The organism is Xanthomonas sp. 60, assembly GCF_011761925.1.
This window is the reverse complement of the sequence record NZ_JAASQW010000004.1, coordinates 85,711-106,177: the sequence shown is the minus strand read 5'-3', so window position 1 is coordinate 106,177 and position 20,467 is coordinate 85,711. Positions and strand designations below refer to the sequence as shown.

At 67.4% G+C, this 20,467-nt stretch carries 18 protein-coding genes and 7 tRNA genes; 3 read left to right on the top strand and 22 right to left on the bottom strand.

Features of this window, described 5'->3' with window-relative positions; translation table 11 throughout:
- Positions 1–881: 881 nt before the first annotated feature.
- The 18 genes from FHY09_RS10155 to FHY09_RS10070 form a co-directional block, all read right to left on the bottom strand.
- Positions 882–1,673, bottom strand: a complete 792-nt coding sequence (locus FHY09_RS10155; RefSeq protein ID WP_166926973.1) for a DNA adenine methylase — start codon at positions 1,671–1,673, stop codon at positions 882–884.
- A gap of 163 nt (positions 1,674–1,836) precedes the next feature.
- Positions 1,837–2,049 carry a hypothetical protein gene (locus FHY09_RS10150; protein ID WP_166926759.1) on the bottom strand — a complete coding sequence of 71 codons (213 nt, stop codon included), beginning with the start codon at positions 2,047–2,049 and terminating at the stop codon, positions 1,837–1,839.
- Between the two features lie 135 nt (positions 2,050–2,184).
- Positions 2,185–2,258: transfer RNA gene (locus tag FHY09_RS10145), tRNA-Cys, on the bottom strand.
- A gap of 64 nt (positions 2,259–2,322) precedes the next feature.
- A tRNA-Gly gene (locus FHY09_RS10140) sits at positions 2,323–2,398 on the bottom strand.
- Positions 2,399–2,552: 154 nt separating this feature from the next.
- Positions 2,553–2,628, bottom strand: a tRNA-Gly gene (locus FHY09_RS10135).
- Positions 2,629–2,782: 154 nt separating this feature from the next.
- A tRNA-Gly gene (locus FHY09_RS10130) sits at positions 2,783–2,858 on the bottom strand.
- Between the two features lie 109 nt (positions 2,859–2,967).
- Positions 2,968–3,043, bottom strand: a tRNA-Gly gene (locus FHY09_RS10125).
- Between the two features lie 44 nt (positions 3,044–3,087).
- A complete protein-coding gene (gene pgsA / locus FHY09_RS10120) occupies positions 3,088–3,711 on the bottom strand; it encodes a CDP-diacylglycerol--glycerol-3-phosphate 3-phosphatidyltransferase (RefSeq protein WP_166926758.1) in 624 nt (207 codons plus the stop codon).
- Positions 3,708–5,561 carry an excinuclease ABC subunit UvrC gene (gene uvrC, locus FHY09_RS10115; RefSeq protein ID WP_166926757.1) on the bottom strand — a complete coding sequence of 618 codons (1,854 nt, stop codon included), beginning with the start codon at positions 5,559–5,561 and terminating at the stop codon, positions 3,708–3,710. The genes pgsA and uvrC overlap by 4 nt, the downstream gene beginning before the upstream one ends.
- Positions 5,558–6,970: a hypothetical protein gene (locus FHY09_RS10110; protein WP_166926756.1), complete on the bottom strand. Its 1,413-nt coding sequence runs from the start codon at positions 6,968–6,970 to the stop codon at positions 5,558–5,560. Before FHY09_RS10110 ends, uvrC begins: the two co-directional genes overlap by 4 nt.
- 63 nt (positions 6,971–7,033) lie before the next feature.
- Positions 7,034–7,807 carry a 3-deoxy-manno-octulosonate cytidylyltransferase gene (gene kdsB / locus FHY09_RS10105; RefSeq protein ID WP_166926755.1) on the bottom strand — a complete coding sequence of 258 codons (774 nt, stop codon included), beginning with the start codon at positions 7,805–7,807 and terminating at the stop codon, positions 7,034–7,036.
- 30 nt (positions 7,808–7,837) lie between these two features.
- Positions 7,838–8,854 (bottom strand): tetraacyldisaccharide 4'-kinase, encoded by a 1,017-nt coding sequence (gene lpxK, locus FHY09_RS10100; RefSeq protein WP_166926754.1) that lies wholly within the window; start codon positions 8,852–8,854, stop codon positions 7,838–7,840.
- Positions 8,854–10,602 (bottom strand): lipid A export permease/ATP-binding protein MsbA, encoded by a 1,749-nt coding sequence (gene msbA, locus FHY09_RS10095; RefSeq protein ID WP_166926753.1) that lies wholly within the window; start codon positions 10,600–10,602, stop codon positions 8,854–8,856. Before msbA ends, lpxK begins: the two co-directional genes overlap by 1 nt.
- Complete coding sequence (locus tag FHY09_RS10090; protein ID WP_166926752.1) at positions 10,599–11,021, bottom strand: ExbD/TolR family protein; 423 nt, start codon at positions 11,019–11,021, stop codon at positions 10,599–10,601. The genes msbA and FHY09_RS10090 overlap by 4 nt, the downstream gene beginning before the upstream one ends.
- Before the next feature lie 3 nt (positions 11,022–11,024).
- The gene (locus FHY09_RS10085; protein WP_166926751.1) at positions 11,025–11,693 is read right to left on the bottom strand and encodes a MotA/TolQ/ExbB proton channel family protein; all 669 of its coding nucleotides are present in this window, start codon (positions 11,691–11,693) and stop codon (positions 11,025–11,027) included.
- Between the two features lie 30 nt (positions 11,694–11,723).
- Positions 11,724–14,168, bottom strand: coding sequence for a DNA internalization-related competence protein ComEC/Rec2 (locus tag FHY09_RS10080; RefSeq protein ID WP_166926750.1), 2,445 nt, complete (start codon positions 14,166–14,168; stop codon positions 11,724–11,726).
- A gap of 71 nt (positions 14,169–14,239) precedes the next feature.
- A complete protein-coding gene (locus tag FHY09_RS10075; protein ID WP_166926749.1) occupies positions 14,240–15,583 on the bottom strand; it encodes a sensor histidine kinase in 1,344 nt (447 codons plus the stop codon).
- Between the two features lie 2 nt (positions 15,584–15,585).
- Entirely contained in the window at positions 15,586–16,257 is a 672-nt protein-coding gene (locus tag FHY09_RS10070) for a response regulator transcription factor (RefSeq protein WP_166926748.1), read from the bottom strand.
- A 121-nt stretch (positions 16,258–16,378) separates the two neighbouring features.
- On the opposite strand from FHY09_RS10070, the gene FHY09_RS10065 reads away from it, so the two are divergent.
- Positions 16,379–16,696: a hypothetical protein gene (locus tag FHY09_RS10065; RefSeq protein WP_456362772.1), complete on the top strand. Its 318-nt coding sequence runs from the start codon at positions 16,379–16,381 to the stop codon at positions 16,694–16,696.
- 28 nt (positions 16,697–16,724) lie between these two features.
- On the opposite strand, the gene FHY09_RS10060 is transcribed toward FHY09_RS10065, so the two are convergent.
- On the bottom strand, positions 16,725–17,165 hold the full coding sequence (locus FHY09_RS10060; protein WP_166926747.1) for a hypothetical protein: 441 nt from the start codon (positions 17,163–17,165) through the stop codon (positions 16,725–16,727).
- Positions 17,166–17,217: 52 nt separating this feature from the next.
- On the opposite strand from FHY09_RS10060, the gene FHY09_RS10055 reads away from it, so the two are divergent.
- Complete coding sequence (locus tag FHY09_RS10055; protein ID WP_166926746.1) at positions 17,218–17,430, top strand: hypothetical protein; 213 nt, start codon at positions 17,218–17,220, stop codon at positions 17,428–17,430.
- Here the strand turns inward: FHY09_RS10055 and FHY09_RS10050 are convergent.
- Together FHY09_RS10050 and uvrB are read right to left on the bottom strand one after the other, a co-directional pair.
- Positions 17,401–17,475, bottom strand: a tRNA-Val gene (locus FHY09_RS10050). The genes FHY09_RS10055 and FHY09_RS10050 overlap by 30 nt on opposite strands.
- 120 nt (positions 17,476–17,595) lie before the next feature.
- Positions 17,596–19,635, bottom strand: a complete 2,040-nt coding sequence (uvrB, locus tag FHY09_RS10045; RefSeq protein ID WP_166926745.1) for an excinuclease ABC subunit UvrB — start codon at positions 19,633–19,635, stop codon at positions 17,596–17,598.
- Between the two features lie 148 nt (positions 19,636–19,783).
- Between uvrB and FHY09_RS10040 the strand changes: the two genes are divergently transcribed.
- Positions 19,784–20,308 (top strand): GspH/FimT family pseudopilin, encoded by a 525-nt coding sequence (locus FHY09_RS10040; RefSeq protein ID WP_166926744.1) that lies wholly within the window; start codon positions 19,784–19,786, stop codon positions 20,306–20,308.
- Between the two features lie 82 nt (positions 20,309–20,390).
- Here FHY09_RS10040 and FHY09_RS10035 read toward each other — a convergent pair.
- A tRNA-Asn gene (locus FHY09_RS10035) sits at positions 20,391–20,467 on the bottom strand.

Genomic DNA, 20,467 nt, shown 5'->3' with positions numbered 1-20,467 from the left:
GACTGATAAGGCCACTGCAATGCATGACCAAACCATCGCGCTGCTAATCGAGCGCATAGAACGCTGTGAGATGGAGCTGCAGTCCGCCCGCGCTTACATCAAGGCGCTAGAGCAGGGTCTACACGCCGCGATCGTGACCCACAGTGACCCGCTCAGGATGGGGGAGTTGTGGGGCGACGTGCTGTTTGAAATCGCTGGGGGCCAAACTGACGGCCCGGAGACTGGTCCTGTTCCATTTCGAGCTTGTGTAATAGCCTGTTGCTCGAGGCAGCCGAGCGACGTAGGGCGATTGGCCACGCTGACCATGTACGCGCAGGCCTTGTAATGTCGTTCAACTTCTTCTAATGGGTTCCGGTCGAGCCGAGGCATGACCAGAAGTGGTATCAATGATGCTCAAAAATCAGCAGTCCGCTTATGATCGCGCCTTCGCATGACATCGTTGCTGGCCAGTTGTTAATTGCGAGCTGGTTTATCGCGTTCGCTCTTTCGATGCTGGACTGGACCCGTAGAGTTCCGAGGTATCCAGGGCGCGCCACTAAGTACGGGTCGATAGGAAGCCTGGTGGTCGGACTGGCGCTGGCATGCTTTCTACCGTCGTCTGGCTATATTTTGAAAATAACTGTCATGCTCGCACTATCGATCGGCCTAATCGCGTTAGGCCGGAAGTACGGGCTCGGCGGGAGTCTGTGGCGAGGGTTGGCACTATCGATCTTGGGCTACGCCGCCGTGGCATCCCAGTATGTACTGATGGAAATGGCCAGATAACCGTACCGCACTAGGCTCGAATTGCTCGTGCGCCGGGTCCGAGCCGCGCGTGAGCTTCGGGCGTCGCAGCCGGCAGCGCTGATTACCGCGGCCAGCGAGAGGGCCTGAATGGGTTTTTAGGCCCACATCGGCAGCTGGTCGTCCTCACACGACTTGATGATCAGCTCTCCCGACTCCCTCCCCGTGTGCTGACGGGCCATCGAGTATTCCAGCTGCAGCGGCACCAGCGGCAGGCTATGGAAGACGCGGCGGATATCGGGGTGGTCGTTGATCGACAGGACCGCCCTGCCCTTCATCGAGCGCATGAGGTCGGCCATCTGCTCGTACTGCTCGATGGCGAACGCCACCCCGTAGCCTTCCGTCTGCCAGTACGGCGGATCCAGGTAGAACAGGGCGCCGGTGCGGTCGTACCGCTGTAGGCATTCCTGCCACGGCAGGTGCTCGATCACCACGTTGGCGAGCCGGATGTGCACCGCGCTCAGCTCTTCCTCGATCCGCAGCAGGTTCAGCCGCGGGCCGCCGCTGGCCACAAGGCCGAAGGACTGCCCCTGCACCTTGCCGCCGAAAGCGAGCTTCTGCAGGTAGTAGAAGCGCGCTGCGCGCTGGATGTCGGTCAGGGTCTCCGGGCACTCCATCTGCGCCCACTCGAACATCTGGCGCGACACCGGCGACCAGCGGAACATGCGGATGAACTCGTCCAAGTGGTGCCACACGCACCGGTAGAGGTTCACCAAGTCCCCATTGATGTCGTCGAGGACTTCCATCCTGGCGGGGTGTGGGCGCATCAGCAGCGCAGCGCCGCCGCCGGCGAAGGCCTCGACGTAGGCGTCGTGGGCCGGGAAGTGGGGGTAGAGGTGTTTCACCAGGCGTCGCTTACCGCCCGGCCAAACAGTGATGGGTGCGGTCAGTTCTCAGAGTTTGCGATAGGTGCGGCCGACAATCGCCCTGCTCTCGCGAGAGCGGCGGGGCTTCGGCCAAGGCCAGGTGCCGAGACCACCTGTGTTGCGGCGGGAGCGGGATGCCTGCAAGCATCCTGCTCCCGCCCTGCTTCTGGCGGCGGTGCGGCCGTGGTTATTGCCGGTGTGCGATGTTCAGCGATTCACTGCCAGGGAGCGGTGCAGGCGCCGATGGCGGCTGAGCGACTACCGCCTCGGCATTCCACACGCGCTCGGTGGCCGCCTTGATCAGCACCCTCAGGTTCCAGCCAGGCTGGGTCAGCTGCTCGCCGGTGAACGGATCGGTGATGACGTACTGCCAATGTCCCAGCGCACCGTCCCCGATCAACCGATGCCTCCACGCGACGCACGTACTCACGTTGCACAACAGACGCGGCTACGATCTTCCACTGAGACAGTGGATCGAGTACTCGATCGCATCCAACAGGCATAAAAAAACCCTGACAGGGTCAGGGTTTTCAGATGGAGGCCTGGGTCGGAATTGAACCGGCGTACGCGGCTTTGCAGGCCGCTGCATAACCACTCTGCCACCAGGCCGGTGTACAGCAATCAGGAATGCGGATCCTGATCAAGACGGAACCCATGAGGACCCGTCTGGATTTGGAGCGGGAAACGAGACTCGAACTCGCGACCTCAACCTTGGCAAGGTTGCGCTCTACCAACTGAGCTATTCCCGCGTGAGCTCGACATACTACCGGATCGCCCGGAACCACGCCAGCGCTTTTCACGCTTGTGAACGCGTTTTTCTGCTGCCCTGCCATCGCCTGACGGCCGTGCCCCGCACTGCCGGTGCGGGAGAAAAACAAAGCCCCTTCCGGGGCCCGGTGACACTGGAGCGGGAAACGAGACTCGAACTCGCGACCTCAACCTTGGCAAGGTTGCGCTCTACCAACTGAGCTATTCCCGCATGCCCTTCGACCTGCGCCGAAGAAGCGATATTGTGTAGAAAAACCTTCATCCCGTCAAGCCTGTTCATGTCCGCGAAGACACTCTATGCGCAGCGCGCAGGGTACCTGGCGGGCAAAAAAAAAGAGACCCGCAAGGATCTCTTTTCTTCGACCTGGAGCGGGAAACGAGACTCGAACTCGCGACCTCAACCTTGGCAAGGTTGCGCTCTACCAACTGAGCTATTCCCGCTTGGGAGGCGGCATTCTACACGCTCGGCGGGCGCTGTCAAGCCCGCCCCTTGCGCACCAACCCGCCGCACATGAAAAAAAAGAGGCCCGAAGGCCTCTTTTTCAAATGCTGGAGCGGGAAACGAGACTCGAACTCGCGACCTCAACCTTGGCAAGGTTGCGCTCTACCAACTGAGCTATTCCCGCTTGGGAGGCGGCATTCTACCGCTCCGGATGACAGAGTCAATGCCTCAGCCGCCCTTTTTCAGCTGCGAACGCGCGCGCGCGGCGCGCTCGTCCTCGCGCAGGCTGGGCCATGCTGCGTGCAGATACTGCAGGCCGGACCACAAGGTCAGCACCGCGGCGATCGCCAGCGTCCAGTCGCCGATATGGAAGACCTCCAGGCCCATCCAGATCTCATCCACGCGCATGTTCGGCGCCACCGAATACAGCAGGCACAGCAACGCCACCATCTGCGCGGTGGTCTTCACCTTGCCGATCACCGCCACGCGCACCTTGGCGCGCTGGCCCAGCTCGGCCATCCATTCACGCAGCGCGGAGACCGCGATCTCGCGCCCGACGATGACCGCCGCCCAGAACGCCATCCAGGGCGTGGGATGCCCCTGCACGATCAGGAACAGCGCCACGGCGACCATCAGCTTGTCCGCGACTGGATCCAGGAAGGCGCCGAAGGCGGATTCCAGCTGGTAGCGCCGCGCGATCCAGCCATCGAGCCAGTCAGTGATCGCCGCCAGACCGAAGATGGCCGCCGATGCGAAATTGGTCCAGGTGTAGGGCAGATAGAACACCAGCACCAGCACCGGGATCATCATGATCCGCAGCAGGGTCAGCCAGGTGGGGACGGTCAACTTCATCGTTTCTCTTGCTCTCCGCTCGCGTGGGTGTCGGGCAGTCCGTGCAGGTTAGCGTAGATGCGCGCGGCAAGGGCATCGTTGATGCCTTCGACCTTGGCGATTTCCGCCTCGCCCGCAGCCTTCAGGCCGATCAGACCGCCGAAATGCTTCAACAGGCTGGCGCGACGGCGCGGACCGATGCCCGCGATATCCTCCAGCTTGCTGGTCATGCGTGCTTTCTGGCGGCGCCCACGGTGGCCGGTGATCGCAAACCGGTGCGCTTCATCGCGCACCTGCTGGATGAACTGCAGGGCTGGCGAGGCCGCGCCCGGGCGCAGTTCGCGGCCATCGGGCATCACCAGCGCCTCGTGCCCGGCCCGGCGCTCGGCACCCTTGGCCACCCCGACCAGCAGCACGCCTTCCACGCCGAGGTCGGCCAGGGCCGCCTGTGCCTGCGACAACTGTCCGGCACCGCCATCGATCAGCAGCACATCAGGCAGTACGCCCTGCTCTTCCACGGCGCGGCGGAAGCGCCGTTCGATGGCCTGACGCATGGCGGCGTAATCGTCGCCGGGTTCGATGCCGCTGATGTTGAAACGCCGGTACTGCGCGCGCACCGGGCCGGCGGCATCGAACACCACGCACGAGGCCACCGTCGCCTCCCCCATCGTGTGGCTGATATCAAAACACTCCACGCGTTTGACCGGTTCGGCCAGCCCGAGCATCTCGCGCAGGCCTTCGCTGCGGGCACGTTGCGAATCCCGGCTGCTCAGCTCGCTGGCAAGGGTCAGCTGCGCATTGCGGCTGGCCAGTTCCAGGTAACCGGCACGTTCGCCGCGCACGTTCCATTTCAGCTGCACCTTGCGTTCGGCCGATGCCGAGAACGCGGTCTCCAGCAGGGCGACGTCCGGAATCTCACGGTCCAGCAGGATCTCGCGCGGCGGTTCGAACTCCACGTAATACTGCGATACGAAGGCGCCCAGCACTTCTTCCGGGCTTTCTTCGCCGTTGGTGCGCGGGAAGAACGGTCGCGTACCCAGGTTGCGCCCATCGCGGAACGCCAGCAGCATCACACAGGCCTGGGCGCCCTGCGTGGCCACCGCCAGCACATCCAGGTCCGCCGCACGACCATCGACATACTGCCGCGTCTGCATGCTCCGCAGTGATTTGACCAGATCGCGCAGGCGTGCGGCCTGTTCGAACTCCAGCGCCTCGCTGGCGGCCTGCATCTGTTCGCCGAGTTCCCGAGTCAGCTCATCGCTCTTGCCTTCAAGGAACAGCGAGGCGCGGCGCACCGACTCGGCATAATCGGCCGCGTCCACCAGCTCCACGCACGGCGCGCTGCAGCGACCGATCTGGTACTGCAGGCACGGCCGGGAGCGATTGCGGAACACGCTGTCCTCGCAGCTGCGCAGTTTGAACAGCTTGTGCATGAGGTTGAGCGTTTCGCGCACGGCGGTAACGCCCGGATACGGCCCGAAATAACGTCCCGGCACCGCGCGCGGACCGCGGTGCAGCGCGATCCGGGGCCACTGCTCCCGGGTCAGCAGCACGTGCGGATAGGTCTTGTCGTCGCGCAACGACACGTTGTAGCGCGGCGACAGCGATTTGATCAGCTGGTTTTCCAGCAGCAGCGCTTCGGCCTCCGAGCGGGTGACGGTGACATCCATCCGCGTGATCTGCGAAAGCATCGACATGATGCGCGCGTTCTTCGGGCTGCCGTTGAAGTAGCTGCCCACGCGGTTGCGCAGTGCACGCGCCTTGCCGACATACAACAGCGTGTCATCGCCGGCATACATGCGGTAGACGCCCGGAGCGGTGCTCAGGCGCGCCGCGAAAGCCTTTCCATCAAAAACAGCTGCGTCGTTCATTCGGTGATCGGTACGTCGCTCAGGACGCCACTGGTGGGGTCGAAACGCAGCACCGCGTGTGCGTCGGTCTCGGCAATCCAGACCGCGCCGGCGCCCACGGCCAGGCCGGCAGGCCCCTGCAGTCGGCGCGGGAGGGCCTGGGTCGTCAGCTCGCCACCGCCCAGGCGCAGGGTGCGCAGGCGGCCATTGCCCGCGTCGGCAATCCACAGCACCGGCGCATCAGGGCTCAGTGCGATCGCCTGCGGATACTGCAGGCGCGCCTGCGCACGGGGTCCATCTTCGTCGCCGGACTGCCACATGCCATGGCCGAGCAGCGTCTGCACCAGGTCGCCGCGCAGCTGTACGGCGCGCACTGACGACCCCAGTGCGTCGGCCACGTACAGCACCTGCTGCACGGCCGCCAGCGAGGTGGGCTGCGCGAACGCTGCCACGTGCGTTCCACCGTCGCGCTCGTCCAGCGTGCCGTTGCCCGCGCGCCAGCGCAGCGTGCGCTGGCCGAGGTGATAGCTCCAGATGCGGTTGTCGCCTGCCATGGCGATATGCAGCTGGTTGTCGCCGAGCGCGAGCCCGGTAGGATGGTCCAGCGAGACTGCGCCTGCCTGGGCCACCTCGCCTTCCTGCGGCTCGCCGCAGCGGCCGTTGCCGCACAGCGTGTCCACCTGGCCGGTCGTCAGGTTGATCCGCCGCAGCGCATGGTTGCCGGTGTCGGCCACGTACAGCCCGTCACGCTCCACCACCAGCGCGTGCGGCCGGTTGAACGCTGCTTCGGCGATGCCCCCGTCCATCAGGTCCGGCGTGCCCTGCCCGAACTGCCGCAGGACGCGGCCGTGATGGGTGCACTCGAGGATACGGTGATGGCCGGTATCGGCGATATACAGTCGGTCGGCCGTCACCGCCAGCCCGGTCGGGAAGCACAGCGTGCGACGCGGTTCGGGCGAACGATCAGTGGGCGCGGTGACGCTGCCCGGCTGCGAGCCCTCGCAGGCCGCCTCCAGGGCGCGCTCCAGCTCCCCCGGCGCGCCCAGTCCGACCAGTCGCTGGCTTTCACGGCCGTGCGCATCGAGCAGGACCACGGTGGGCCATGTGGAGACCCCGAATCGGCGCCATCCGTCCCAGTCCGCGTCCAGCAGCGCAGGCGCCGAGAGGCCCTGGCGGCGCAGCAGTTTCAGCGCCGCGGCCGGCTCCCGTTCGAAATCGAACCGGGGCACCTGCAGGACGACCACCTGCAACCGCCCCGGCCGCCGCGACTGCCACTGCGACAGCTCCTGGAGGCGCTGCGCGCACCACTGCGACGCCGCGTTGACGAACAGCAGCGCCACGGGACGGCCACGCAGCTCGGCAAGCGTGGTCGGCGCGGCATTGAGCCACGTGACGAACTCCGGCAGATCCTGGACAGGCTGAGCATTCATGGCCCGATTATGCCGGACTCGGCGTCATGCCACCGTTGTGCCGCGCCGCATGCCCTGCCCGGGTTACTGGCGGGCGTGTGCCTGCAGCCACTGCGCCGCGCGTTCCAGGTCTTCGGGGGTGTCGATACCGGGCGGGAACGGTTCGGGTGACAGCGCGACACTGATCGGATAGCCCGCCTCCAGCACCCGCAGCTGCTCCAGCGATTCCATCTGCTCCAGCCTGCCCGGTGGCATCGCGGCGAACTGCTGCAGGAACCCGGCACGGTAGCCATAGATGCCGATATGCCGCAGCCAGCCCGCGCCCGCCGGCAGCGTGTCGCGGCTTTGGGCGAACCCATCGCGATGCCAGGCGATCGGTGCGCGGCTGAAATACATCGCCTCGTTGCGCACGTTGCGCACCAGCTTCACCACGTTGGGGTCGAACAATGTGTGCGCATCCTCCACCGGCGTGGCCAGCGTGGACATCGGCGCCTGGCCGTCGCGCAGTGCCGCCGCCACCGCGCGGATGCCCGCCGCCGGCGCGAAGGGCTCATCGCCCTGCAGGTTCACCACCACGGTGTCATCGGACCACCCCGCGATCCGCGCGCACTCGGCCAGGCGGTCAGTGCCGGAGGCATGGGCGCTGGCGGTCATCGCCACGTTCACGTTCTGCAGTCCGTCCAGCGCGGTGGCGATGCGCTCATCGTCGGTGGCGACCCACACCTCTTCCGCGCCCGCTTCAAGGGCACGCTGCGCAACGTGTAGCACCAGCGGCGTACCGCCGAGCAGGCGCAGCGGTTTGCCCGGCAGGCGCGACGCCGCATAGCGGGACGGAATGGCAACAACGAATCCGGTCATGACAACTCCAGAGGCAGGGGGACGGCGGGCTCAGCGGCCGCGCAGCTTGGCCAGCCGGTCGGTCAACGCGACCCAGAAGGCGGCAGGCAGATCGGCCTGCAGGGGGACGGAGAAATGCCAGTCGTTGACGAATGCGCGGCACTTCACCGCGTCCTTTTCGGTCATCAGCACCGGCAGTTCGCTGCCAAAGCGCAGGTCCTGCGCCTGGTAGGCATGGTGGTCGGCGAACGCATGCGGAACGACGCCGATGCCAGCGGCACGCAGCATCCCGAAGAAGCGCTGCGGGTGCGCGATCCCGGCCACGGCATGCACACGCTGGCCGGCGAAGGTCGCCAGCGATCGGCTGCGCCCCCCGGCCAGCGGCTGCGCGGTGTTGATGCGCAGACGCATCGCCCACTGCCCGAAGCCGCAGTCCATCACGTCGTCGGCGCTTGCCGCGCCCTGGTTCACCACGCGGAAATCGCACTCCTGCGCGCGCTCGACCGGCTCGCGCAACGGACCGGCCGGCAGCAGCAGGCCGTTGCCGTAGCGACGCGCGGCGTCGACGACCTCGATCTCGATATCGCGCGCCAGCCGGTAATGCTGCAGGCCGTCATCGCAGATGACCACATCACAGCCGGCTTCGATCAGGGCCTTGCCCGCCGCAACGCGGTCGGCGTCCACCCGCACCGGAACGCCGGTCTTCCAGGCGATCAGCACCGGCTCATCGCCGCCGAGCGCGGGCGGCGTATCGGCCTGCACCCAGCGCGCGGTGTCGGCCTGTGCGCGCCCGTAGCCACGGCTGGCCACGCCGGGCTTCCAGCCGGCCGCACGCAGCTTCTCCACCAGGGCGATCGTCAATGGCGTCTTGCCGGTGCCGCCGGCGGTGATGTTGCCCACCACGATCACCGGCACCGACAGGCTGTGGCGCTTGAACCAGCCACGCCGGTACAGCCGGCGACGCAGTGCGGTCACGCCGGCATACAGCGGGCTCAGCAGGCGCAAGCCGAACGGGATGGCCGAGCCGTCGTACCAGTAGGCCGGTGTCTGTTTTGCGTTGCCGGACATCAAGCCTGCCTTTCGCGGAACTGCATGTTGTACAGGCGCTCGTAGAGCCCCCCCAGCGCCAGCAGTTCGGCATGCGTGCCGCGCTCGACGATGCGGCCCTGGTCCATCACCAGCACCTGGTCGGCATGTTCGATCGTGGACAGGCGGTGTGCGATGACCAGCGTCGTGCGGTCGGGCATCAGGCGCTGCAGGGCGTCCTGCACCAGCCGCTCGGATTCGTTGTCGAGCGCGGCGGTGGCCTCGTCCAGGATCAGGACCGGGGCATCGCGCAGGATCGCGCGGGCGATCGCCAGGCGCTGGCGCTGGCCACCGGACAGCAGCGCCCCGTTCTCGCCCACCCGCGTCTGCAGCTGGTCCGGCAGGCGCTCGATGAACTCCCAGGCGTTGGCGGCTTCGGCGGCGGCGCGCACCTGCGCATCGCTGGCCTGCATGCCGTAGGCGATGTTGGCGGCGATGGTGTCATCGAACAGCACCACTTTCTGCCCGACCATCGCCACCTGCCGGCGCAGATCGGCGAGCGGGTAGTCATCCAGCGCCACGCCATCAAGGGTGATGCGGCCCCCGTTGGGTTCATAGAAGCGCGGCACCAGCCGGATCAGGCTGGTTTTGCCGCTGCCCGAGCGCCCAACCACCGCCGTCACCGTGCCGGGCCGGGCGACGAAACTGATGTCATCCAGTGCGACGCCCGCGTCTTCGCGGTACCGCAGCATGACGTGGTCGAAGGCCAGCTCCCCGCGCACGCGCTCGACCCGGCGTTTGCCCTGGTCACGTTCCACCGGCATGTCGAGGATGGAGAACAGGCGCTCGGCTGCGGCCACGCCGCGCGAGATCGAGGTCTGCACGCTGGTCAGCCGGCGCAGCGAGGGGATGATCGCCATCATCGAGGTCATCAGGCCCATGAACTGGCCCGCGTTGAGCCGCCCGACGAGGGCCTCGCGCGTGGCCACCCACACGATCACCGCCAGCGCCAGCGCCGCCAGGAACTGCACCGTGCTGGAGGCGAACGCGCGCGTGGTCTCCACCTTCATGTTCAGTCCAAGCATGCGGTTGGCGAGCCGCGAATACCGCTCGATCTCCAGCTGCTGGGTGCCGTGCACCTTGACTTCCTGCTGTGCGGCGAGCGATTGCTCGGCCGTGGCGGCCATGGTGCCCATGCCATCCTGGATGCCGCGGCTGATGCGGCGGTAACGCTTGCCCACGTAGGACACGATCAGACCGATCAGCGGCACCACCACCAGCATCGCCAGGGTGACCTTGACGCTCATCTGCAGCATCACCACCAGCATCGCGATGATGGTCAGCGTGTCGGCGACGAGCGTCTTCAGGGCGTCCGCGCTGGCCTGGGTGACCTGCTCGGTGTCGAAGTTGAGGCGGCTGACCATCACCGGCGTGGCTTCGGTATCGAAATGCGCCGAAGGCAGGTGCAGGTACTTTTCCAGCACCTGCTCACGCAGGTCGCGCACCACGCTGCGGCCGGTGCGCGCGAGGGCGTAGTCGCTGACCAGCGTGGCCAGGCTGCGCATCAGGAACAGGCCGAGGATGGTGACCGGCAGGATCACCGCCATGCGCGGTTCCGGGTTGACGAAACCGCGGTTGACCAGCGGCTCCATCAAGCGGGTGAACGCATAGCCGGCCAGCGCTTCGACCACCATCGCGATGATCGCCGCGACAAGGAAGACCCAGTACGTGCGGGTATAGCCGAGCAGTCGTTTGTAGATCGGCCAGGTAGGCGCGTGTGCAGCTTTCATGGACGCACCTCGGGAGCGGTTGCGATGGCGATACGGCGGAAGCCCAGCTGGCCCAGCGCATCCTGCGCGGTGACCACGGCCTGGTACGGCGTGCGGGCGTCGGCACGCAGCAGGACGGTCTGCTCACGGTCCGCACCGGCCACGGCGGCGATGGTCTGCTTGACCGACTCGACATCGGTGCGCAGCACTTGCTGGTCGTTGACGAAGTAACGTCCGTCGGCATTGACCAGGATGCTCAGCGCGCGCGGCGGCTCGGCGTTGGCCTGCTGGCTCGCCTGCGGCAGCTGCACCTGCAGCGTGGAGCGCGCATCGAAGGTCGTGGTGACCACGAAGAAGATGATCAGCACGAGGATGACGTCGATCAGCGGCACCAGGTCGATGTGCGGCTCATCGCCGGCACGGTCGTTGCGGATGCGCATCGCTCAGCCCCTGGCCGGCGAAGCAGCGGGGGCTGCCGCAGCCGGACGCCCCGCGCCGGTGGTCACGCTGGGACGGCTGTCGAGCGCATCCAGCAGGGCCGTGGCCTCCTGCTCCATGTCGATGACGTAGCCGTTGATGCGGCCCTTGAAGAAGCGGTGGAACATCAGCGCGGGAATCGCCACGATCATGCCGGCCGCGGTGCACACCAGCGCCTTGCCGATACCACCGGCAAGCTGGTTCACATCGCCGATGCCGTGATCGAGGATGCCGAGGAACATCTGGATCATGCCGACCACGGTGCCCAGCAGGCCCAGCAGCGGCCCGGCCGAGGCGATGGTGCCGAGCGCGTTGAGGAAGCGCTCCATGCGGTGCACCAGATGCCGGCCGGTGTCCTCGATGCGCTCACGGATCTGGTCGCGCGGACGGTTGCGCGCTTCCAGTGCCGCGGCCAGCAGCGCGCCCAGTGGCGAATTGGCCCGCAGCGTGGCCAGGTGGGCCGGGTCCAGCTTGCCGCGCGCCGCCCAGTTGCGCACTTCCTGCCCGAGCCCGGGCGGCAGCACCTCATTGCGGCGCAGGGACCAGAAACGCTCCAGGACGATCGCCAAAGCCAGCACCCCCAACAGCAGCAGCGGCACCATCGGCCAGCCACCGGCCTTGACCAGTTCCCACACGTTTCAACCCTCCGGCCTCGCGGCCCACTGTCAGTCCGGCACTAGGATAGCAGCCGCCCGCGCCCGGCCCGCAGCATCCCACCAACGGCGCGCGTGCATGCGCTCCTCGCGCAGCTGCAGACCGTCAGCGCCGAGCCACACCCGCAGCGCACCGGACTCGGCCGTGCCGACCACCTCGGCACCCGCGGCCTGCCAACGCCGGACCACCTCCGGGCGCGGATGACGGAAGCGGTTGCGGTGCCCGGCGGAGACCAGCGCCAGCTGCGGTGACACCGCCGCTACCCAGGCAGCACTGGAGGACCCGGCGCTGCCGTGATGCGGCACGAGCACGGCCAGCGCGCCAAGTGCTTCACTGTCCGCGCTGGCGCGCAGCATCCGGGCCTCGGTGGCATGACCGATGTCGCCGGCAAGCAGCAGCGCCCCGTGGGCGGTGGCCACGCGCAGCACACAGCTGCCCTCGTTGCCACGCAGCGAATGCCCCGGCGCCGGCTGCAGCACTTCGAAACTCACCCCGTCCCAGTCCCAGCGCTGACCGCGATGGCAGCGCTGCGCCCCGGCCACGCCCGAGCCGGCCGGGGCCCACACCGGCACCGTCGGCCACGCCGCGCGCACGCCGGGCAGGCCGCCGGCGTGGTCGGCGTCACCGTGGCTGAGCATCACCCGCTGCGGGGCGGGAATGCCCAGCGCGCGCAGCGTGGGCACCACGATCCGCGATCCGCTGTCGCTGCCGGTACCGCCCGGGCCCAGGTCATAGAGCAGCGCGTGGTGGCGCGTGCGCACCAGCGCCGCCGTGCCCTGCCCCACGTCCATGACCACCAGTTCGACGCTGCCCGCGGACGGCGCTGCACGGTCCGGCCAGAGCAGCGGCAGGCACAGCAGCGGGGCCGCCAGGGCGCCACCGCGGCCGCGCGGGAGCAGCCACCAGAACACGCCCGCCAGGGCAAGCGGCAGGGCCCAGCGCGGTGCCTGCGGCAGCCACCAGACCGCCACGCTCCATTCGGCCATGGGCTGCACCACCCGCCAGCTGAGATCGAATGTCCAGCCGGCGAGCTGCCAGAGCCAGCGCCCCGCGCCGGCATGCAGCGCCTCCAGCGCGGTACCGGCCAGAGCCAGCGGCACCACCACCAGGCTCCACCACGGCACGATGGGCAGGTTGACCAGCGGCCCGATGCGTGAGGCCTGCCCGAACAGGCTCACGCCCAGCGGCAGCAGCGCAACGCTGGCCACGCCCTGTGCCGCGAGGAAGGGTTTGAGCAGCCCCTTCCAGCCGCCTGTGCCGCCGTCACCGCTGTCGCCGCCGGGCAGGCACCACAGCAACCACAGCACGCCGCCGAAGCTGAGCCAAAACCCGGCCGAAAGCACCGACAGCGGTGCCACGGCCAGCATCGCCACCGCTGCCAGCGCCAGCGACTGGCCCCACGCGATGCGTCGCCGTGAACTGCGCGCCAGCGCGACCACCACGATCATCAACGCCGTGCGGACCGTGGGTAGCGCGAGCCCGGCGACCACCGCATAGCCGCACGCGCCGAGTGCGGCCGCGAGCGCCGCCGCCGTCGGGCGCGGCAGCCACAGCGGCAACAGGCTGCAGCACCGCCAGAGCAGGCCGGCCAGCAGCGCGACAGCGCCTGCCGCAAGCCCTACGTGGAATCCTGAAATCGCGATGAGGTGGGTCAGCCCCAGCGCGCGCAGCTGTTCCCAGTCGGCATCGCGCAGCGCGCGGGTGTCGCCGAGGGCCAGCGCGCGGACGAAGCGCGCCAGACCCGCGTCGACGCCCGCCTCGATCCTTGCCGCCATTTTCTCGCGCCACGCCGCCATGCCCCGCGGAGGAACCAGTTCCCGCGCGTTCGGTCCCTCGCGCACGCTGGCGGTCGCGGCCACGCCCTGCAGCAGCGCATGGCGTTCCGCATCAAACCCACCGGGATTGATCCGGCTGCGGGGTGGCCTCAGGCGCAGGGGAAGCTGCCAGCGCGCGCCCCCTGCCACCGTGTAGCGGCGCGCACCCGCTGGCCCGATGGCCGGGTGGCCCGCTCGACGGATGCCGCCATCGCGAGCGGCGAAGGGCGCACTCCAATGCACCTGCACGCGGCGGCCACGCAATGCCTCGGGAAGTGCCGGCACATCATCGATGCGGAACAGGAAGCGGCTGCCGTGCGGCTGATGGTCGGGAAGATCGAGCACCGTGCCACTGACGATGGCGTCCACCGGTGCGCTGCCCGCCGGCAACTGCTGCTGCAGAGCCCAATGACCGTGCAGCGCCGTCCAGCACAGCCCGACCAGCAGCAGTCCCATCCAGCGGTGGCGCCAGCGCATCAGCCACGTTGCGAGCCCTGCACTCATTCCCACCCAGGCCACCGCCTGCACCGGCAGCGCGGGCAGCTGCACGCAGGCCGTCGCCCCGAGCACCAGCGCGGCGGCACAGGGCGGGCCAAGCAGATCGGCGGGCGGGGGCGACGGCTGCGGGGTGGGCGTAGGCATGCCCCCACCGTGGCAGCCCGTGCGCGTTCAGAGCAGTGCCGGCACGCCGTGCCGTCTGCTCGGGCGCCCCCTCAGCGCCGCGTCGGGGGCTGCTGGAACTGGATCCGGAACCGTGCGCCGCCGCCGCGCGCTTCATCCACACTCACCGTGCCGCCATGGTGCTGCACGATTTCCTTGACCAGATGCAGGCCCAGCCCACTGCCGGACCCGGCCGCACGCAGACGCAGGAACGGCTCGAAAATCGCCTCGCGGTCGTTTTCCGGTACGCCATCGCCCTGGTCGCTGACCTCCAGCGTCCCATCGGCATCGAGTGCGACACGGATCGTGCCTTGCCCACCGCCGTGCACAATCGCGTTGTGCACCAGGTTGGCCAGCACGCGGCCCAGCGCGATGCCGTCACCGACGATCCAGACCGGCTGCTCCGGTGCATCCACTTCAAAGCCGTAGCCCGCACCGATCACCAGCGGCGCCAGCTCCGCGGCCGCGCTGCGCGCCAGTTCGGCCAGGTCAAGCGGCGTGCGGTTGTCGACACTGCGGTCCAGCCGCTGCAGGTCGAGCAGGTGCTCGGCCACGTTGCCCAGGCGCGCCACGTCGGTGAGCAGCTGCGATTTCAGTGCGCCCTGTGGAAGCTGTGAGAGCCGGGCCTGCACCACGGCGATCGGCACGCGCAGCTCGTGCGCGGCGTCGGCCAGGAATTTGTCACGGGCGGCATACCCCTCCTGCACCTTGACGATGGCGTCGTTGAAGGCGCCGACCAGCGGCGCGACCTCGCTGCTGACCAGCTGCGTGTCCAGCCGCGCACCGGGCCGGGCGATGTCCATGCCGCGGGCCTCCTGCGCCAGGCGCCGCACACCGCGCATGGCACGGTGGATCACCAGCGGCATCACCAGCAGCGTCACCACGATCAGCGGCAGGAAGAACCACGGACCGATCAGCCGCAGCACGGCCAGCATGCTCTCCCACATCCCCGCCCTGGGCAGGCCGCCGACCATGACGGTGATGCGCTGTCCGCCCTTCTTGCTGACCACCACGCGCGCCGCGTCGAGATACGGCGGAGTGAGCGAACCGAGCTCGCTGTAACCCACCGTCGCCAACCGCGAGAGCAGCTCGCGGTGCACGGCGGGCACGCGGCCTTCGCTGAGCCGGTCGCCGCGTTCGTCCACGGCCACGAACCACAGCGTGCCGCCGGCCTTGGTGTCGAGCGCATGCCAGCGCGCGGCATCCAGCTGCAAGCGCCCATCGGCGCGGTGCAGCGCGGCCGCCACGTCCTCGGCCACGAACATGTCCATGTTCACCGACTCCTGGTCACCCCAGGTCAGGATCAGCGCGGTCACTGCGATCAACACGGTGAACACCTGGGCCAGGCACACCCGCCATGCCAGGCCCAGCGACAGCGAGCGGGTTTCGGTGCGCATGCTCACGCCTCGCTCAACAGATAGCCAACGCCACGGATGACGTGGATCTCCACCCCCGCCTCGGCCAGTTGCAACGCTTTGCGCAGCTTTGAAATATGGGCGTCCAGGGCGTTGGACTGGATCTCGTCGTCGAAGCCGTACACCGCTTCCTCCAGTGCGCTGCGGGTGACCGTGCGGCCCTGGCGCACCGCGAGCGCCTGCAGCACCAGCAGCTGCCGGCGCGGCAACGCCAACGGCTGGCCAGCCACCGCTGCCTGCAGCGCCTGGAAATCGAACTGCAGCCGGCCCAGTTGCAGCATCGGCGTGCTGATTTCGCTCGGCCGGCGCGACACCGCGCGGATGCGCGCCATCAGTTCTTCGATCGCCACCGGCTTGACCAGATAATCGTCCGCGCCCACATCCAGCCCCTCCACTTTGTCACTGAGGCTGCCCTTGGCAGTGAGCATGATCACCGGCAGGTTCGGACGCAGCGCACGGGCCACCGCCACGAACCGCACGCCATCGCCATCGGGCAACTGACGGTCAAGCAGCAGCAGCTGGTGGACCGGTTCGCGCAGCGCGGCGGCCGCATCGGCCAGCGTGCCGACCACATCGGCCACCACGCCTTGCCGCTCCAGCCCGGACTGCAGGGCGCGTGACAGATCGGGATCGTCTTCGACAAGGAGAATGCGCATGGGGACACGGGGGCCATCGGCGGGGCCCACGATGATAAGCCGAGCGTCGCGCAGGCAATGTTCCGACAATGTTGCGCCGTCACCCTAGCCACACTGCTTCTGTACCGAGCCGAAAGACGCCATGGACCGCACCCCCGCCCCGGCCAGCCCAGCGCCCGCCCCGCTCGCCCCGATGTACTCGCCCTTGTCCGTACTGGATGCACCCGATCTGGCCAGCGCCGAGCAGGCTTACCTCGGCCTGCTGCCGGACCATGCCCATGTGGATGCGTTTGCGCGCCGTACGCTCATTGATGCGCGGCAGCAGACGGACACCCGCTACGCGCTGTCGTTGACCCTGGTCGGCCTGCGCCTGCAGGAGCTGAAGATGGGCGAGGACTGCGCAAGGACGTGTCGGCGCGATTCGCTCGACAGCCTGCGGCAGGCGTTCGCCGCAGGCTGAGGCAGGCGCAGCAGATGACGCGCTGCGATCAGCGCGCCTGCTCGTCGAAGTATTTGAAGGTATAGCCGATCAGGGTCCAGCTGCCGCCGCCGTTCGCACCCGCCCGCCATCGGTAGGTCCAGGATTCCATCCCCCCAGAACGCTCGCTGCTGAAGCTGATCACCTCGCCTGGCTTACCGCTTGCGGGAAGGGGAACGGGCGGGCTGTCCCCTGGCGAACGGTGGGTCTCACCCGGCCCGAAAACCATGGTCCTGCTTACTTCCAGCCGCTCGGCCTGCAGGCGTGGCGGAAAATGGGGCGAATTCTGTTCAATCCAGGCCCGCACGGCGGCGCCGTCCACGGATCGGGGATCGACCACGATCGTTCTCGTGCGGGTGGTCAGATCCTCGCCTGCTCTGGCGCTCTGGGTCACCGCCAGCAGCGCAGCGGCCAACAGCATCGGCACGACGGCCTTGTTGAAATAAAGCATCGCATAGCTCCATCGCCGGCAATCCCGGCCACCTCATCCCAGCGCAGCGGACGTGGCCCTGCAACGGAACCGCGGTAAACCTGTCCGCGACGCCAGCAATGGACGTCGGCACAGCGCCGGGCTCGCCCTCACCGATGCGGATCAGGACGTCGCCGCGCAACGCAAACCCCGGATTCCGGGCAACAAAAAAGCCAGCGCATGGCTGGCTTTTTTCGTCTTTCCACTTCGTTCGAAGTGGTGGGCGGTACAGGGTTCGAACCTGTGACCCCTACCATGTCAAGGTAGTGCTCTACCGCTGAGCTAACCGCCCGTTTCACGCGTCCTGCCGCGTTGCGATTGCGTCGGGGCAGGCCGCGTATATTACGGACGAGGCGCCGCTTGTGCAACACTTTTGTGAAGAAACTTCGCAACGTGCCGCACGGCCGCCGGCTCAGCCCAGGCTGGCCTCCTTCAGCACGCGGATCTGGTCGCGGATCCGCCCTGCCTCCTCGAACTCCAGGTCCTTGGCGTGCTGGTACATCTGCTGTTCCAGCGCCTTCAAGCGGCTGGCCAGCTGGGCCGGAGTCATCGAACGGTAGCTGGCCGGGTCCTCCGCCACCCCCGCACCGCCCTGCCCCGCCTTGCCCTTGCCACGTCCCTTGCGCGACTCCTTCTCGGCGGCATCCGACCGCGCGCCTTCCAGCACGTCCACGATCGGCCGGGCCACGGACTTCGGCTCGATGCCGTGCTCGGTATTGAACTCGACCTGCTTCTCGCGGCGGCGGTCGGTTTCGTCGATCGCCGCCTGCATCGAGCGCGTCACCTTGTCGGCGTAGAGGATCGCCTTGCCGCGCACGTTTCGGGCCGCACGGCCGATGGTCTGGATCAGCGAGCCGGTGGAACGCAGGAACCCTTCCTTGTCGGCGTCCAGGATGGCCACCAGCGAAACCTCGGGCATGTCCAGGCCTTCGCGCAGCAGGTTGATGCCTACCAGCACGTCGAACTTGCCCAGGCGCAGATCGCGGATAATCTCCACGCGCTCGACCGTGTCGATATCCGAGTGCAGGTAGCGCACACGGATGCCGTGCTCGCCCAGGTACTCGGTGAGGTTTTCGGCCATGCGCTTGGTCAACGTGGTCACCAGCACGCGGTCACCCATCTTGATGCGTTCGTTGGCCTCGCTCATCAGGTCATCGACCTGCGTGCCGACCGGACGGATCTCCACCACCGGATCGATCAGGCCGGTGGGACGCACCACCAGCTCGGCCATGTCATCACCGGCCTCACGGTACTCGTACGGTCCCGGGGTCGCCGACACATAGATCGCGCGCGGGCAGCGCTGCTCCCACTCCTCGAAACGCAGCGGCCGGTTATCCAGCGCCGATGGCAGGCGGAACCCGAACTCGACCAGCGTTTCCTTGCGCGAACGGTCGCCCTTGTACATCGCGCCGATCTGCGGAATGGTCACGTGTGACTCGTCGATCACCAGCAGCGCATCGGCCGGCAGATAATCAAACAGCGTCGGGGGAGGCGAACCGGCCGGCTTGCCGGTCAGGTGCCGGGAATAGTTTTCGATGCCGTTGCAGAACCCCACCTCGGCCATCATCTCGATATCGAACTGGGTACGCTGCGCCAACCGCTGCGCTTCCACCAGCTTGTTCTCCGCATACAGCTGTTCCAGGCGCTCCTTCAGTTCCACTTTGATCGTTTCCACAGCCGCCAACACGCGCTCGCGGGTGGTGGCGTAGTGGGTCTTCGGGTAGACGGTGAAGCGCTGCATGTTGCGGATGGTTTCGCCGGTCAGCGGATCGAACAGCGTGATCTTCTCGACCTCGCCATCGAACAGCTCGATGCGCAGCGCTTCACTGTCCGACTCGGCCGGAAACACATCGATCACCTCGCCGCGCACGCGGAACGTGCCGCGCGCGAGCTCGTACTCGTTGCGCGTGTACTGCAGCTGGGTCAGGTGATTGATCAGGTCGCGCTGGTCGATGCGTTCGCCCTTGGACAGGATCAGGCGCAGCGACAGGTAATCTTCCGGCGCGCCCAGGCCGTAGATTGCCGACACGGTCGCCACCACCAGTGCGTCCGGGCGCGAAAGCAGGGTCTTGGTGGCCGCCAGGCGCATCTGCTCGATGTGCTCGTTGATGGAACTGTCCTTCTCGATGAAGGTGTCCGACGACGGCACATAGGCCTCAGGCTGGTAGTAATCGTAGTAACTGACGAAATACTCGACGGCGTTGTTGGGGAAGAACGCCTTGAACTCGCCGTACAGCTGTGCAGCCAGCGTCTTGTTCGGCGCCATGATCAGCGTCGGTTTCTGCACGCGCTCGATCACATTGGCAATGGTGTAGGTCTTGCCCGAACCCGTCACGCCGAGCAGGGTCTGCTTGGCAATGCCGGCCTCGAAGTTGCTGGTCAGTTTCTCGATCGCCAGCGGCTGGTCACCGGCCGGTGAATAGGGCGAAACGAGTTCAAAACGGTCGCTCATGGTGCTGCCAGGGCCCGGGCGCGCCAGTATACCGGGGGGGGCGGTGACGATCGGCTGAGGGCATTCCTGACCAATCCGTTCCAGCCCGCCGGACGGTCTGCCGCCGGGCTCCGGGAGACAGTGGGACCGATCTCTCCAGGGTTCCGCCATGTCCTCCTGCCGTTTTCGACTCTATGGCTATACGCTGCTCGAGCTGAGCGCCGTGCTCGCCCTCATCATCGTGCTGGCCGGCGTCACCCTGCCCGCTCTGGGCGAGGCGGTGCGTCGACAGCGTGCCCGACTGGTACGGCAGCAGCTGCATGCGGCCCTGTCGATGGCGCGGCTCACCGCCGTCTCACGAAGGCAGCTGATCGGCGTGTGCCCCAGTGAAGACGGCCGGACGTGCTCACAGGACTGGAGCCGAGGATGGCTCATCTACACCGCTCACCGCGCAGGCGGTCCGCCGGCAACCACCGCCAGCATCCTGCGCAGCGACCTGTACGCACCAGCGGCGGGACTGCATGCCCGCATCGCACGGGGACGAAAGCAGCTGTTCTTCCATCCGTCCGGCTTCAGCGAAGGCGCCCTCATGACCATCACCTTCTGCCTGGACGGCACACAGGAAGGGCAGATCATCATCAACCGGGGAGGCCGGGCCCGCGCCAAGTCCATCCGGAAACCCAAACCGTGCTGAACGCCGTCACGACGGTGGCACCTGCTCCCGCCTGCCTTGCCGCAACAAAAAAGCCACGATTTCTCGTGGCTTCTGCTTGATCTGGCGCCCGAAGTTGGACTCGAACCAACGACCCCCTGATTAACAGTCAAGTGCTCTAACCGGCTGAGCTATTCGGGC

Coding starts and splice junctions, on each gene's coding strand:
- FHY09_RS10080 (WP_166926750.1), bottom strand. CDS start 14,168: ATGCCTACGCCCACCCCGCAGCCGTCGCCCCCGCCCGCCGATCTGCTT.
- FHY09_RS10110 (WP_166926756.1), bottom strand. CDS start 6,970: ATGAATGCTCAGCCTGTCCAGGATCTGCCGGAGTTCGTCACGTGGCTC.
- msbA (WP_166926753.1), bottom strand. CDS start 10,602: ATGAAAGCTGCACACGCGCCTACCTGGCCGATCTACAAACGACTGCTC.
- FHY09_RS10090 (WP_166926752.1), bottom strand. CDS start 11,021: ATGCGCATCCGCAACGACCGTGCCGGCGATGAGCCGCACATCGACCTG.
- pgsA (WP_166926758.1), bottom strand. CDS start 3,711: ATGAAGTTGACCGTCCCCACCTGGCTGACCCTGCTGCGGATCATGATG.
- lpxK (WP_166926754.1), bottom strand. CDS start 8,854: ATGTCCGGCAACGCAAAACAGACACCGGCCTACTGGTACGACGGCTCG.
- FHY09_RS10060 (WP_166926747.1), bottom strand. CDS start 17,165: ATGCTTTATTTCAACAAGGCCGTCGTGCCGATGCTGTTGGCCGCTGCG.
- FHY09_RS10040 (WP_166926744.1), top strand. CDS start 19,784: ATGTCCTCCTGCCGTTTTCGACTCTATGGCTATACGCTGCTCGAGCTG.
- uvrC (WP_166926757.1), bottom strand. CDS start 5,561: ATGAACGACGCAGCTGTTTTTGATGGAAAGGCTTTCGCGGCGCGCCTG.
- FHY09_RS10065 (WP_456362772.1), top strand. CDS start 16,379: ATGGACCGCACCCCCGCCCCGGCCAGCCCAGCGCCCGCCCCGCTCGCC.
- FHY09_RS10070 (WP_166926748.1), bottom strand. CDS start 16,257: ATGCGCATTCTCCTTGTCGAAGACGATCCCGATCTGTCACGCGCCCTG.
- FHY09_RS10075 (WP_166926749.1), bottom strand. CDS start 15,583: ATGCGCACCGAAACCCGCTCGCTGTCGCTGGGCCTGGCATGGCGGGTG.
- kdsB (WP_166926755.1), bottom strand. CDS start 7,807: ATGACCGGATTCGTTGTTGCCATTCCGTCCCGCTATGCGGCGTCGCGC.
- uvrB (WP_166926745.1), bottom strand. CDS start 19,635: ATGAGCGACCGTTTTGAACTCGTTTCGCCCTATTCACCGGCCGGTGAC.